General features: G+C 62.7%; 14 protein-coding genes. 6 read left to right on the top strand and 8 right to left on the bottom strand.

Features of this window, described 5'->3' with window-relative positions:
• Positions 1-75 precede the first annotated feature (75 nt).
• Positions 76-1,185, top strand: a complete 1,110-nt coding sequence (locus NLI89_RS18680; protein WP_254688357.1) for an S-(hydroxymethyl)glutathione dehydrogenase/class III alcohol dehydrogenase — start codon at positions 76-78, stop codon at positions 1,183-1,185.
• A gap of 394 nt (positions 1,186-1,579) precedes the next feature.
• A complete protein-coding gene (locus tag NLI89_RS18675) occupies positions 1,580-4,240 on the top strand; it encodes an excinuclease ABC subunit UvrA (RefSeq protein ID WP_254688356.1) in 2,661 nt (886 codons plus the stop codon).
• Between the two features lie 255 nt (positions 4,241-4,495).
• Here the strand turns inward: NLI89_RS18675 and NLI89_RS18670 are convergent, their stop codons facing one another.
• The 7 genes from NLI89_RS18670 to NLI89_RS18640 form a co-directional block, all read right to left on the bottom strand.
• Positions 4,496-5,041 (bottom strand): type 1 glutamine amidotransferase domain-containing protein, encoded by a 546-nt coding sequence (locus NLI89_RS18670; RefSeq protein ID WP_254688355.1) that lies wholly within the window; start codon positions 5,039-5,041, stop codon positions 4,496-4,498.
• Positions 5,042-5,073: 32 nt separating this feature from the next.
• The gene (locus NLI89_RS21935; RefSeq protein WP_254688354.1) at positions 5,074-6,213 is read right to left on the bottom strand and encodes a glutathione-independent formaldehyde dehydrogenase; all 1,140 of its coding nucleotides are present in this window, start codon (positions 6,211-6,213) and stop codon (positions 5,074-5,076) included.
• A 458-nt stretch (positions 6,214-6,671) separates the two neighbouring features.
• Positions 6,672-6,968 carry a putative quinol monooxygenase gene (locus NLI89_RS18660; protein ID WP_228518583.1) on the bottom strand — a complete coding sequence of 99 codons (297 nt, stop codon included), beginning with the start codon at positions 6,966-6,968 and terminating at the stop codon, positions 6,672-6,674.
• Between the two features lie 107 nt (positions 6,969-7,075).
• A complete protein-coding gene (locus NLI89_RS18655) occupies positions 7,076-7,816 on the bottom strand; it encodes an SDR family oxidoreductase (protein ID WP_254688353.1) in 741 nt (246 codons plus the stop codon).
• Between the two features lie 18 nt (positions 7,817-7,834).
• On the bottom strand, positions 7,835-8,011 hold the full coding sequence (locus NLI89_RS18650) for a hypothetical protein (RefSeq protein WP_254688352.1): 177 nt from the start codon (positions 8,009-8,011) through the stop codon (positions 7,835-7,837).
• A 10-nt stretch (positions 8,012-8,021) separates the two neighbouring features.
• Positions 8,022-8,318: a putative quinol monooxygenase gene (locus tag NLI89_RS18645; RefSeq protein ID WP_198356633.1), complete on the bottom strand. Its 297-nt coding sequence runs from the start codon at positions 8,316-8,318 to the stop codon at positions 8,022-8,024.
• A gap of 70 nt (positions 8,319-8,388) precedes the next feature.
• Entirely contained in the window at positions 8,389-9,183 is a 795-nt protein-coding gene (locus NLI89_RS18640) for a type 1 glutamine amidotransferase domain-containing protein (protein ID WP_151991789.1), read from the bottom strand.
• A 113-nt stretch (positions 9,184-9,296) separates the two neighbouring features.
• Here NLI89_RS18640 and NLI89_RS18635 point away from each other — a divergent pair, with 113 nt between their 5' ends.
• Positions 9,297-10,232 carry a LysR family transcriptional regulator gene (locus NLI89_RS18635; protein WP_254688351.1) on the top strand — a complete coding sequence of 312 codons (936 nt, stop codon included), beginning with the start codon at positions 9,297-9,299 and terminating at the stop codon, positions 10,230-10,232.
• A gap of 84 nt (positions 10,233-10,316) precedes the next feature.
• On the top strand, positions 10,317-11,333 hold the full coding sequence (locus NLI89_RS18630) for a zinc-binding alcohol dehydrogenase family protein (protein ID WP_242201596.1): 1,017 nt from the start codon (positions 10,317-10,319) through the stop codon (positions 11,331-11,333).
• Between the two features lie 218 nt (positions 11,334-11,551).
• Here NLI89_RS18630 and NLI89_RS18625 read toward each other — a convergent pair whose 3' ends face one another.
• Positions 11,552-12,439, bottom strand: a complete 888-nt coding sequence (locus tag NLI89_RS18625) for a LysR family transcriptional regulator (RefSeq protein WP_254688350.1) — start codon at positions 12,437-12,439, stop codon at positions 11,552-11,554.
• Positions 12,440-12,547: 108 nt separating this feature from the next.
• Between NLI89_RS18625 and NLI89_RS18620 the strand changes: the two genes are divergently transcribed.
• Both NLI89_RS18620 and NLI89_RS18615 read left to right on the top strand, forming a co-directional pair.
• Positions 12,548-13,387: a DODA-type extradiol aromatic ring-opening family dioxygenase gene (locus NLI89_RS18620; protein WP_254688349.1), complete on the top strand. Its 840-nt coding sequence runs from the start codon at positions 12,548-12,550 to the stop codon at positions 13,385-13,387.
• A 29-nt stretch (positions 13,388-13,416) separates the two neighbouring features.
• Positions 13,417-14,202, top strand: a 786-nt coding sequence (locus NLI89_RS18615) for an SDR family oxidoreductase (RefSeq protein WP_254688348.1), incomplete at its 3' end; no start/stop codon positions are given.

Here is a 14,202-nt window from a genome sequence, read left to right as displayed (position 1 = left end):
AGAGCGACGACGAATTTGCGATGACGCAACGGCCTCGCGCCGGCAATCAGTTTCAATCAACTAGGGTATCCCAACATGAAATCTCGCGCCGCTGTAGCCTTCGAGGCGGGCAAGCCACTCCAAATCGTCGAGATTGATGTCGCCCCACCCCGGAAGGGCGAAGTGCTCATCCGGGTAACCCACACCGGCGTGTGCCACACCGATGCGTACACGCTGGCGGGCAGTGATCCGGAGGGTGTTTTCCCGGTGGTTCTGGGCCACGAGGGGGCGGGCATCGTTGTCGAGGTCGGTGAGGGCGTCACCAGCGTCGGGCCGGGCGATCACGTGATCCCGCTCTACACCGCCGAGTGCGGCAAGTGCGATTTCTGCGTGTCGGGCAAGACCAACCTGTGCGTCGCTGTCCGCGAAACGCAGGGCAAGGGCTTAATGCCCGATGGCACCACCCGCTTCTCGTACAATGGCCAGCCCCTTTATCATTACATGGGCTGTTCGACCTTCAGTGAATATACTGTCGTCGCCGAAGTCTCGCTCGCCAAGATCAATCCCGAGGCGAACCCCGAACAGGTCTGCCTGCTGGGCTGCGGCGTCACGACCGGCATCGGCGCAGTCCACAATACCGCCAAGGTCCAGCCCGGAGACTCGGTCGCCGTGTTCGGCCTGGGCGGTATCGGCCTCGCGGCGATCCAGGGTGCGCGCCAGGCGAAGGCGGGTCGCATCATCGCCATCGACACCAATCCGTCCAAGTTCGCGCTGGCACGCCAGTTCGGTGCGACCGAGTGCATCAACCCCAAGGACCATGACAAGCCCATCCAGCAAGTGCTGATCGAGATGACGGGATGGGGCATCGATCATACCTTCGAGTGCATCGGCAACGTCCATGTCATGCGCGCCGCGCTTGAATCAGCGCACCGTGGCTGGGGTCAGTCGATCGTGATTGGCGTTGCGGGCGCGGGCGAGGAAATCTCCACCCGCCCATTCCAGCTCGTCACGGGCCGCGTATGGAAGGGGTCCGCTTTCGGTGGCGTCAAGGGACGGACACAGCTCCCCGGCATGGTCGAGGACGCGATGAGAGGCGATATCGATCTGGCCCCATTCGTAACCCACACGATGGGTTTGGAGGAGATCAACGAGGCCTTCGCACTGATGCACGAAGGCAAGTCGATCCGCACGGTCATTCACTACTGACCCGCCGATCCGAAGCGGCGCGAGGCGCTCGGATCGACAACTCGGCCGTCATCATGGCCCGACCCCGGCCATGATGAAGCGCGCTCTGGCAAATGGGCAACGCGTCGCGATGCGGTAACAAGCGCCGAAGTACGGTCGTTACATGCCGATAGCGGCACGGACCAGGGCCGCCTAGCCCAGGCGCTTACCAGCGGAGTGTGTGTGGCCTCGTCGCGCGACCCAACGGGAAAAATGGTTTTGTCGTAACCTTTGTCCAATGCTAGAAAAATATTTCAAAGGTGCCGAATATCGGGCCAGCCTGACCTTTGGATGTATTGAGTCGGAAAAGCATTCATCTGTTACCCGACTGTGATGAACCACGGACCGCACGGGCGGATAGTGCAGGAAGACTGAATTGAAGAGCAAGGATATTCACGCGACGACGCCGGCCACCGATCATGGGCATACGGGGCCGCCCGCTTGCGTGCAGGTTCGCGGCGCGCGCCAGAACAATCTCAAAAATATCGACGTCGATGTACCTCGCGACGCCTTCGTGGTGTTCACCGGCATATCGGGCTCGGGCAAGTCATCGCTCGCGTTCGGCACCCTTTATGCCGAAGCCCAGCGGCGTTATCTGGAATCGGTTGCGCCTTATGCCCGTCGCCTGATCGACCAGGCCGGCGTGCCGGAGGTCGACGCGATCGACGGATTGCCGCCTGCGGTCGCGTTGCAGCAACAGCGCGGCTCGGCTAACGCGCGATCCTCGGTCGGCACCGTGACGACGCTCTCCAGCCTGGTGCGGATGCTCTATTCGCGCGTCGGCGAATATCCGCCCCATCAGCCCATGCTCTATGCGGAGGATTTCTCCCCCAACACGGTCGCGGGGGCCTGCGCGACCTGTCACGGCATCGGCCGCGTATATGACGCGACCGAAGAGACGATGGTTCCTGACGACAGCCTCACCATTCGCGACCGGGCGATCGCCGCCTGGCCGGCCGCCTGGCATGGGCAGAACCTGCGCGATATCCTCGTTTCGCTCGGCTATGACGTAGATACGCCGTGGCGCGACCTGCCGAAAAAGGATCGCGACTGGATCCTCTTCACTGAAGAGGCGCCCACGGTGCCGGTCTATGCGGGCCTGACGCCCGAACAGACCCGGACGGCGCTCAAGCGCCGCATGGAGCCGAGCTACCAGGGCACCTTCACCGGCGCGCGCCGCTATGTGCTGCAAACCTTCGCCAACACTAAAAGCGCGCTGATGAAGAAGCGCGTCTCGCGATATATCATCGGCTGCGATTGCCCGACCTGCGACGGCAAGCGCCTGAAGCGCGAAGCCCTGTCGGTCAAATTCGCCGGCCTCGACATTGCCGAGTTCGGCGACCTGACGGTGCTCAAGCTGAAGGACTTGCTGATGCCCGTCGCGCATGGCGCGTATGGGGCGGTCTCCGCCCCCTCAAAGAGCCATGTTCTGGAAAAAGCGGCCCGCGATGCAGCGGTCGAACAACGGGTTGCGGCGGGCGGCTCTGCGCACAAGAGCGCGCCCGACGTACGCCGCACGCCCAATCTCTCCGACGAGAAGCGGATCGCCGCCCAACGCCTTGCCTGCGAATTGATCGAGCGGCTAGAGCCGCTGATCGATCTTGGCCTTGGCTACATTTCGCTCGACCGCAGCACGCCGACGCTCTCCTCCGGAGAGCTGCAGCGCTTGCGGCTTGCCACGCAATTATCGTCACAGCTTTTCGGCGTGGTCTATGTGCTTGACGAGCCTTCGGCAGGGTTGCACCCGGCAGATGGCGAAGCCTTGCTCACCATCCTCGAGCGTCTCAAGGCGGCGGGCAACTCCCTGTTCGTCGTCGAACATGATCTCGACGTGATCCGCCGCGCGGAATGGCTCGTCGATGTCGGGCCAGGAGCCGGGGAAAAGGGCGGTGAAGTCCTCTACAGCGGGCCGATAGAGGGGCTTGCCGACGTCGAGACTTCGATCACCCGCCGCTACCTGTTCGCAGAGCCGCTCCGCAGTGAGCGCACACCGCGCGATCCCAAGGCATGGCTACGCCTTGAAGGGATCAGGCGGAACAATCTCCATGGTCTCGACGTCGAGTTTCCCATCGGCTGCTTCACCGCTGTCACCGGCGTTTCGGGATCGGGCAAATCCAGTCTGGTCAGTCAGGCGCTGCCCGAGCTCGTGACGGAACACCTCGGCGGCTCCCCCGGGGCCGAGGAGGAGGATATCGATCCGCTGCTCGACGTTGCGCAGAACGACACTGAAGGACGCCTTGTCGCAGGCATGGAGCATGTTCGCAGGCTGGTGCGGGTCGATCAGAAACCGATCGGCCGCACGCCGCGCTCGAACCTGTCCACCTACAGCGGCATGTTCGACCATGTGCGACGGATCTTCGCTGATACGCCGCTCGCCCGCCGGCGGCACTACAGCCCGGGAAGGTTCTCGTTCAACGTCGCGCAAGGCCGCTGCCCGGTGTGCGAGGGCGAGGGATACGTCATGGTGGAGCTGCTGTTCCTGCCGAGCGTTTTTGCCCCGTGCTCGACCTGTCATGGCTCTCGCTACAACCCGCAAACGCTCGAAGTCGAATGGAACGGGCGCAATATCGCCCAGGTGCTCGAACTGACGGTCGACGATGCGTGCGATTTCTTCGCTGGCGAGGCATCGGTGATGCGCTCCCTCGACGTGTTGCGGGAGATCGGTCTTGGCTATCTGAGGCTTGGTCAGCCGGCGACCGAGCTGTCTGGCGGGGAGGCGCAGCGCATCAAGCTGGCGACTGAACTGCAACGCGCTCAACGCGGTAACACGATCTACATCCTCGACGAGCCAACATCGGGGCTTCACCCCTCCGATGGCGACCGGTTGATGGAACACCTGCAGGGCCTCGTAGACGCCGGCAATACCGTCGTAGTCGTCGAACATGACATGCGCGCCATCGCACAGGTGGACTGGATCATCGACCTGGGACCGGGGGCCGGTGAAGATGGGGGCCGTATCGTTGCCAGCGGTGTCCCTGGCGTCGTTGCGGAAGCGGAAGGCAGTCTCACCGCCCGCTATCTCAAGGCGGCACTATAGGTCGTAAATCTGGCCGAACGCACGTTCCATAAGGTGCATCTCAACCACACGCTGGAATGGGTCGAATCTGGAAGAGGGAGCCGGCGATGTGTCACCGCGGTTGACGCGGCTCAGGGTTTGAGTGCCCGTCAGATGCGCCGTGTTCGTGTGATACGCGGCGTGGCGGACGGCCAATCGCTGACCATCCGCCACGCTTACTTTGTGAGGGCCTTCTCCAGGGAGAGGGCCCTCACATGGTCGTCGAAACGCCCCGTCTTAATTCCCTGCTGCGATTTCCTCGACGAGCTTGGCACAGAAGGCGGGCAGATCATCGGGATCGCGGCTGGTAACAAGGCCGTTGTCGACCACGACTTCCTCATTGGCCCATGTACCGCCGGCGTTCTCGATATCGACCTTCAGCGTCGGGTAGGACGTCAAGGTGCGACCCTCAAGCACGCCCGCCTCGATCAATGTCCAGGGTGCATGGCATATCGCCGCAACAGGTTTCTTCTGGTCGAAGAAAGCCCGGATGAAACCAATTGCCTCGCCGCTGCCGCGAAGCTTGTCGGCGCCGACAGTCCCTCCGGGCACAACAAGGCCGTCGAAATCGTCGGCTTTCACCTCGGAAAACGTCTTGTCGATCGTATAGCTGCCGCCCTCGTCAAGATCGCTATTGACTGTGCGAGCCTTGCCCGGTTCGAAACTGATCACCGTCACTTTGCCACCAGCGTCCTCGACAGCTTGCTTCGGCTTCGAGAATTCCGGTTCTTCCGTCCCGCGGGGTGCGATCAGAATGGCAACGGATTTGCCTTCCAAAGTCATAGTTTATTTCCTGTTCCGTCGAAGACTTAAGGTCAGGTGCCCGGCTTGAGCACGACCTTCGTCCAACCAGCATCGCGCGCGTCGAAATGCTTGTAGGCGTCTGGTGCCTGATCGAGCGGCAGTCGGTGCGAGATGATTTGGCCAGGATTGGCCCGGTCTTGCTCGATAAGCTTCATCAGTCGCCGGTTGTAGTGCTTTACATTACACTGGCCGGTGCCGATCTTCTGGCCCTTGAACCAGAAGTTGCCGAAGTCGAACGCCATCTTGCCTTCCTTCTGGAGATCGTCGGGCGCGCTCGGGTCTTCCGGAATGAACACGCCGACTACGCCGATTCCGCCGGTGGCCTTCGTGCTTTTGACGAGGCAGTTCATCGTGTAATTGCTGCGCTCCTTGCCGTGGCGATCGCAACACTGATACCCGACCGCCTCGACCCCCCGGTCGGTCCCGAGGCCGCCGGTCGCGTCAAGGATCTGCTGGGCGGGATCGCCCTTGCGCATGTCGATCGGAATAGCGCCCATCGCCTCGGCCAGTTTCAGGCGGTCATCGTGAGAATCGACCACGAAGATCTGAGAGGCACCGCGAATTTCGGCTGAATGCGCGGCCATCAAACCGACCGGACCAGCGCCGTAGATCGCGATGCTTTCGCCAGGCAGGAAACCTGACAGTTCGACGCCATGCCAACCCGTCGGGAAGATGTCGGAGAGCATGACATAGTCATCCTCCTTTTCCTCAGCGTCCTCAGGCAGCTTCAGACAATTGAAGTCCGCATAAGGAACGCGCATCAACTCGGCCTGACCACCTTGCCACGGACCCATCTCGGCAAAGCCATACGCTGCGCCGGCGGTTCCAGGGTTGGTCGTGAGGCAAAACCCCGTCAAACCGCGTTCGCAATTTTCGCAGAAACCGCAACCGACGTTGAACGGCATGCACACGCGATCGCCCTTCTTGATACGATCTACGGCAGCGCCGACTTCGATGACCTCGCCAAGGTTTTCGTGACCGAAGACCCTGCCCTTCTCAAAGCTGGTACGGCCCTCATACATGTGAAGGTCCGACCCGCAGATATTGGTCGTGGTCAGCCGGATGAGAACATCGGTCTGCTTTTCGATCTTGGGATCATCGATGGTATTGACAGAAACATCTTTGGGCCCGTTGTACACGACAGCTTTCACGGATCTTTACCTTTCGTAGCTCTTCTCAACGCGTCATCAAATCGAGAGCTTGCTGATGATCCGGTCCATCGCAACGGCGGAGGACATCGCACCCTTCCAAGTGATCTCAGTTTCCTGAACCTTCTGCTACCTGAGAGGTTCCTTCCCGTAGGGCCATCCTGGGATCGATTCACGACGGTTTTCTGAATGACAGGGCCAGAACGGCCGAATAACGCGCCAAATTGATGTGCTCAAGAATCTCCCGCGAACCGATGGTGCCATTACGTCGCGACACATCAACGGCGCCTTATCAGTAAATTCAGAGGTGCGATAAGCGCAAAAGACAAGGCCATCCACTATCGCGGATGACCTGTCGTATTCATTTATTCATTTACCGATTCGGCCGGGCCATCCATTCCGGATGGAGACACGAGCCTTACCCTGCAGTGAAACGGCCGCTTAGGTTGCCGACCGCTCCGCTATTTCGCGGCCAGCAGGGTGAACTTGTGAATCTGCGGCGGTTCAGAAAACAGTTCTTCTGCCTTGTCCATCAGTGCGGCGGCAACCTTGCCGTCAAGATGGGCCTGCCGATCCTCCTCTGTGTCGAACGTATCGAAGATCGCGTACGCACCGGGACCTTCCTCGATCGCATACCAGGTCAGAGTGCCCGGCTCAGCTTGAACGAGCGGCAATGCCGAGGTCAGGAAATTGGCGACATCGCGCTCTTTTCCGGGCTTGGCCTTCAGTGGCACATACAGCGCAAGTTTGGGCATCATCGACTCCTCAAGTTAAACGGATAGATATCATTTGGCAAAGTAACGGTCAAACGGGCCGGAACGTTCCTAGGAGGCGGAGCACACGCGGCCCTGCCTCCTCGTCGAAATCAGAACTGCTGTGCGGTCGGCCGGATGACGATCGCGTTGATGTCGACGTCATCAGGCTGTTCGACAGCGAACGCGATAGCACGCGCCACCGACGCCGCCGGGATGGCCTGCTTGTAGAAGTCGAGTACCGTCTCGGCAGCCGTGCCCGACGTCGTGAACTTCAAGTCGCTTTCGACGGCTCCGGGCTCGATAGACGTGACACGGACCTTTTCGCCCACCTCCTGGCGCAGGCCCTCGCTGATCGCGCTGACGGCGAACTTGGTGCCGGAGTAGACCGTGCCGCCTGGTGCGAAGACCTTGATGCCCGCAACCGAGCTCAGGTTGATGATGTGGCCGCTGCCCTGCTCGAGAAAGCCAGGAAGGGCCGCCGCGATGCCGTAAAGCGTACCCTTCAGATTGACGTCGATCATTTGGTCCCACTCGTCGGTGTTGACCTCGGCCATCGGACGGATCGGCATCAGCCCGGCGTTGTTGATCAGCACGTCGAGGCGGCCGAAGTCGGCGATGATCGCGGCGACGACGGACTGGACCGCCGACTTGTCGGTGACGTCGAGCGCGTAGCTACGTGCCGTGCCGCCGCTTGAGGCGATGTCCGCGACGACCTCGTCGAGCCTGTCCTTGCGCCGGGCGGCGATGGCCACCTTGGCGCCGCGTTCAGCGAGAAGCCGCGCGGTTTCCGCGCCGATACCGGTGCTGCCGCCGGTGATGAGAACAACCTTGCCTTTGATACCTTTGGTCATGACTGTGTTTCCTTCATTTCAGATGTTCATTTTTCGCTGGATCGCGGCCCCGCGCCAGCGGTAGCCGCGTGGATGAACGAGGCCCATAAGGCCCAGGCGAAGCGCAGGTGCCAACAGGCCGATCATCCGCAGCTCCTCTATGTAGAACGGTTGTGCCAGCAGCGCCGACCCCACCCATTCTTTAAGCTTGCCCATGGCAGCACCCTCAGGTCGCGGAGACGGGGTTGAGGACGAACGCGGCGCGCTCGGCCAGATCGCCGATCTGAGAGAGGTAGTTCTGGAAGTGGGGCGTCGCGCGGTGGGCGGCAACCGCATCCGCGTCCGCGTACAGCTCGTCGAGGACGAAGCGGTTCGGATCGCTCTGGTCCTGCCAGAGATCGTAGCGCAAATTGCCCGGCTCGGCACGGCTCGGCTTTAACATGGCGTCGAGCAGAGCGTGCAGGCGGTCGACGGTATCCGCACGGGCGGTGAGCACGGCGACGATCTTCACGTTGGCTGTCATGGCACCGTTCCTTGTAATGTTATATCCGAAGCGGGGCGCATCCTGAGCGCCCCGCCCGTCATCCTGGTACTCACGCAGCGGCGCGATCGAGGGCTTCGATCAAAGCGTCGGCCATGGCCTGGTCCGACGCCGGATTCTGACCCGTGATCAGCTCCCGGTCCACGACGACATTCGAAGCGAAGTTCTTGTCAGTGACCGAGACGTCGCCACCGGCCGAGCGCAGCGCCTTTTCCATGTCGAAGAAGAGCTCGCCCTTCAGCACTTGCTCCTCGGCGATCTTCTCCTCGCTCGCCGAGAAGACGGTCATGCGGTAGCCCGAGTAGATCCAGTCTCGCGCCAGGTCGGCCGCCCCGGCGTCATCGCCTTCCTCCAGCGCCTTGCGGAAGGCCGGAGCATCGTCGAGCGTAGCGACAACGGCTACCGGTCCGTGGCAGAGGAGCGCGGTCGGCTTGGCCGCCGTGTGGAAGTGACGGAGGATCGTGCCCGCGTCGTGGTCCTGCATCAGGTCGACGACGGGAGCGTGGCCGCCCGGCACGAACACTCCGACAAAGCCGTCCAGGCCGCCCTCGACGACAGAGCGCAAGCTGCGGACGTCGTTCATCGCCGGGTGGCTGGCAAAAAAGTCCTTGGCGCGCTGGAATGCCGTCTGATCGCCGCCAAAATGATCAACCGAAACGGAGACGGCGTCGATGTGCGGCTTGGCCCCATTGGGCGTGGCGAGAACAATGTCATAGCCGGCGTCGAGCAGAGCCAGCGCGGGGACCGCCGTCTCGTTGAGATACTGACCGACCGTCGCGGTACCGCCGCCACGAAGACCGATCTGCGTCGCGTTCGATCCAAGAACGAGAACCTGTCCCTTGCTCATCTGAACCTCCATGTTCGCGGCGTCCGTCGCCGATGGATGGGAAATGGGCCTCGTTGACATATTCCAGAAGTTTATCTTTCTGATTTCAGATATAACGCTAACAGGATGACTGTATGCGCTACGATCTGAACCTGCTGCCGATCTTCGTCGCGTTGATGGAGGAGCGCAGCGTCACGCGGGCCGCCGAGCGCATGGGCATGACGCAGCCCGCCCTGTCTAACGCCCTATCGCGTCTACGACTAATGCTTCAGGACCAGCTGTTCGTCCGCGAGCGCTACGGCATCCAGCCGACCCCAATCGCGCTAGAACTCGCGCCGCTGATCGCCGAGGCACTCGCGCAGCTCGACAACGCGGTCCTCGGTCAGCAGGCCTTCGACCCCGTACAGGCCGAACGGCTCTTCACCATCGCGCCGAACGGCTATGTCGAGTTCGTCCTCGTCCCCGCTGTCGTGGCGCGCCTGGAGAAGGTCGCTCCCGGCATAAAGCTTCGTCTGACGCCCTACGGCAACGATCTTGTGGAGACAGGCGTCGTATCGGGCACGACGGCGCTCGTACTAGGCCGCATCGTCGATCCGCCCGACAATCTCGTCGTCCAGCACCTGATGGACGAAGGGCTCGCCTGCGCCGTCCGCGCCGACCATCCGGGCGTCGGCGATGCCATGACGCGCGAGCAGTTCGAGGCGATGAAGCACGTTAACATCGTGCCGCCCGGACGGATGCGCGCCGGGCTGTTCCAGGCGCTGGCGCAGCAGCAGCTGAAGCGTGACGTCGCAATCTCCGTGACAAACTTCTTCGCGGTAGCCGAGATGGTGGCGGTGACCGACTATTGCGCCATCTTGCCCTCGCTCATCTGCAGGCGGCTGATGCACGACCCCCGGCTGAAGATCCTGCCGGCTCCGGTCGACCTTGGCAGCTTTCCCGTGGAAATGGCTTGGCACGTCCGCTATCGGCATGATCCCGCCCACCGCTGGCTACGGGCGCTGATCGGCGCGGTCATCACCGACCTCACGGGGAAGACGGCAGCGGCAGCCACGCCGTCGCCAGCCTGAGGACGATGCCGAACCGCGACGTCGCTTGTGCGTATCCCGTACACGACAAAGTTCGCTATACAGCCCCTGACAATAGGAATTATCATGCGCGCAATCGGCTACCAGCAGCCCGGAACGATCGATCGCACGGAAGCTCTCGTCGATATCGAACTTCCCGATCCCAACGCTACCGGCCGTGATCTCCTCGTCGAGGTCAAGGCTGTCTCGGTAAACCCGGTTGACACGAAGGTGCGCGCTGGCTCGGGTTCGATCCACGGTGATTGGCGTGTCCTGGGTTGGGATGCCGCCGGTGTCGTTCGCGCTGTTGGCCCTGAAGTGCGCGGCTTCGAACCGGGCGACGAGGTGTTCTACGCCGGCAGCATCGGCCGTGATGGGACCAACGCCGAGTTGCACTTGGTCGACGAGCGCATTGTCGGGAAGAAGCCGGCCAGCCTCGATTGGGCAGAGGCAGCGGCGTTGCCGCTGACGGCGATCACCGCGTGGGAGGCCCTCTTCGAGCGATTGTCCGTGCGTACTCCTGTAGCCGGTGCAGCACATGCGCTGTTGATTGTCGGGGGTGCCGGCGGGGTAGGCTCGATGGCAATCCAGCTTGCTCGCCAAGTACCCGAGCTGATCGTCATTGCGACGGCCTCGCGCCCTGAAACGCAGGCCTGGGTGGGTGAGCTCGGTGCGCACCATGTCATCGATCATCGCCAGCCGCTGGCTCGGCAAGTGGCGAATTTGGGCATTGGCGCGCCGGCTTTCGTCTTCTCGACCACGCACACCGACGAGCATATCGAGCAGATCGCCGAGCTGATCGCCCCGCAGGGACGTTTTGCGCTCATCGACGACCCCAAGACGCTCGATGTCGTACCGTTCAAACGCAAGTCGGTGTCGACCCACTGGGAGTTTATGTTCACCAGGTCCATGTTCGAGACCGCTGATATGGAAACGCAGGGTCAGACCCTGTCGGCCATCGCCAGCCTCGTGGACGCCGGCGAGGTGCGCACCACCCTCACCGAACGGTTCTCCCCCATCAACGCCGCGAACCTCAAGCGCGCGCACCAGGCGCTTGAGAGCACTACCGCACGCGGCAAGATCGTCATCGAGGGTTGGCAGTGATGCGGTTCACGCTCACCCGCAACGTCCGCCGCGCCCGCGGCCCCCGCTGCACCAACTGAAAGGGATCAAGCCTCGGCGTTATCGATGCCAGCCATGTGCGGTTGTGGGCGTCGCTTTCGCTGGGTCACTGATATCTACAATCATAAAAGACCGTGATGTTTTGAGATAGCAGACGCGGTCCTCGGGTGAAAACTCGGGACGTCTGCTAGCTCGGCCTCTCACCAATCGGTGCCAAGAGCGGGGAGTGCTTCGGCTAAGAAGTCAATCCACGCCCGCGTCTTGGCGGCGGGGCGCCGCGTCGGGTGTGTGATAGCATATGCCGCTCCCAGCATCATAGGCGGCTCGTCCAGCTCAAGCTCGCTCAATTGGCCGGCGCGAAGCGCCTCTGCCGCAATAAAGCGTGGCCCATAAACCAGCCCTTGGCCCACGATGGCAGCGCGAACCAAGGCCTCGCCATTGTCGGAACACATCGATCCTGAGATCGGCACTTTGATCGTCCCGTCTTTGCCGAACGCCCACGATGTCGTTCCTGCAAGCGACGCGTTGGTGTGGCCGAGGCAATCGTGATCGCCAAGATCGGCCAGGCGGGTGGGCGTTCCGCGCCGCTCCAGGTAGGCGGGGGCGGCACACAGCACGACGCGCATCGCCACGAGCTTGCGGGCAACAAGCGCACTGTCGGCAAGGCGCCCGATCCTCACGGCCACATCCCATCGCTCTTCCAGCAGGTCGACGTAGCGATCGTTGAAGCCCAATTCGATCGTCACCTCGGAATGACGCGCGGAGAATGTAGGGACGAGCGAGGCAAGGTGCAGGACGCCGAAGGTGGCGGGCGCACTGACGCGCAGCAGTCCCCGCGCGGTGATCGATCGCGACGATGCCTCCGCCTCGGCTTCACCGATCTCCATCAGGATACGTTCGGCCTTCTCGAAATAGTCAGCGCCCGCCTCGGTCAGCGACAGTCGACGCGTCGAGCGCTGGACCAGCGTTGTGCAAAGCCGCGCTTCAAGGGCGTCGAGGTGCTTGGCCGCCATCGCAGGCGACATGTGCAGATCACGGGCGGCAGCAGAGATGCCACCGAGCCTGATCGCCCGCACGAATACGTCCATACCCCTCAACCGATCCGCCATGACTTCCTACCCGTGGTTGAAGCTGATCCTTCTACGCGAGCGATTATCATTGCGCGATAGCGGGCACATATTCCGGCCAACAGATCGATGATCCAGGCCGCCTCCGCGGCGCCTGCACCGGAGTGTATGACCATGAGCGTCCAGCCCACCTACTTCATCCCGCATGGCGGCGGCCCCTGCTTCTTCATGGACGATCCGCGCGGCGTGTGGACCGGTATGGAAGCGTTCCTGCGCAACCTGCCGAACACGCTCGCCGAGAAGCCCAAGGCCATCCTCGTCGTCTCGGGACATTGGGAGACGGACGGCTTCGCCTTCACCGGCGCCGAACGGCCCGAACTGATCTACGACTATTACAACTTCCCGCCCCATACCTATCAGCTGCGCTACGACGTGCCAGGCGCACCCGCGCTCGCTGCTCGTGCCGCGGCCCTGCTCAAGGATGCGGGTATCCCCTCGACTGTCGACGCGAAGCGGGGCCTGGATCACGGCGTGTTCGTCCCCCTCAAAGTGGCTTTTCCGGATGCGGACATTCCGCTGATCGAGATGTCCGTCGAGCGGGGGCTGGACCCGGCCCTCCATGTCGCTGCGGGCCGCGCCCTTGCGCCGCTGCGTGAGGAGGGCGTGCTGATCCTCGGCTCGGGCATGAGCTTTCACAACATGCGCGCCTATGGCGACCCGCGCTCGACGCCCGGCTCGCAAGCGTTCGACCAGTGGCTGGCCGAAAGCATGGAACTCGACGGCCCGCAGCGGGCCGAGCGCCTGGCGCGCTGGGCCGATGCGCCCTCGGCACGGTTCGCCCATCCCCCGGCCAAGGAGGAGCATCTGCTGCCCCTGATGGTCGCAGCCGGTGCGACCAAGGGCGAAGGCGCCCGGGTCTATGCCGAGGAAGTCCTGTCGACCGCCATTTCCGGCTTCCGTTTCAACTAATCTTACCGCGTCACCGAAGGAGAATTGTCATGACTATCGCCGTCACCGGCGCGACCGGCCAGCTTGGCCGCCTCGTCATCGAAAGCCTGAAGCGCAAATTGACCGGCGAGCCGATCGTGGCGCTGGTGCGCTCGCCCGAAAAGGCCAGCGATCTGGGCGTGGAGGCACGCGCTTTCGATTACGCGCAGCCCGAGACGCTCGCTCCGGCGCTGGCCGGGGTCGACACGCTGCTCCTGATCTCATCGAGCGAGGTCGGGCAGCGCGAGCCGCAGCACCGCAACGTCATCGAGGCCGCCAAGCAGGCAGGCATCAAGCGTATCGTCTATACCAGCCTGCTGCATGCCGACCGCTCGCCGATCAGTCTGGGCGAGGAGCATCGCGCGACCGAAGCGCTGCTGGCGTCCTCCGGTATCCCGACGACCCTCCTGCGCAATGGCTGGTACACCGAGAACTACACCGGCTCGATTCCCGCAGCCCTGGAGAATGGTGCGCTCGTCGGCAGCGCTGGCGAGGGACGCCTGTCGCTCGCGACCCGCGCTGATTATGCCCAAGCCGCAGCCATCGTGCTGACCAGCGACGGCCATGAGGGCAAGACCTATGAGCTGGCCGGTGACGACGCGGTGATGCTCGCCGACCTTGCCGCCGAGATCTCACGCCAGACGGGTCGCGACATCCCGTACCGCGATCTGCCGCAGGCAGATTACGCCGCGATCCTGAGGCAGGTCGGCCTGCCCGACGGCTTTGCTGAAGGGCTTGCCGCGTGGGACGTCGATGCCTCGAAGGGCGCGTTGTTCGATGACGGCCATCAGCTCTCG

Source organism: Sphingomonas faeni, assembly GCF_024273235.1.
Classification (GTDB): Bacteria; Pseudomonadota; Alphaproteobacteria; order Sphingomonadales; family Sphingomonadaceae; genus Sphingomonas; species Sphingomonas faeni_A.
This window is presented reverse-complemented; position numbering and strand designations above follow the sequence as displayed.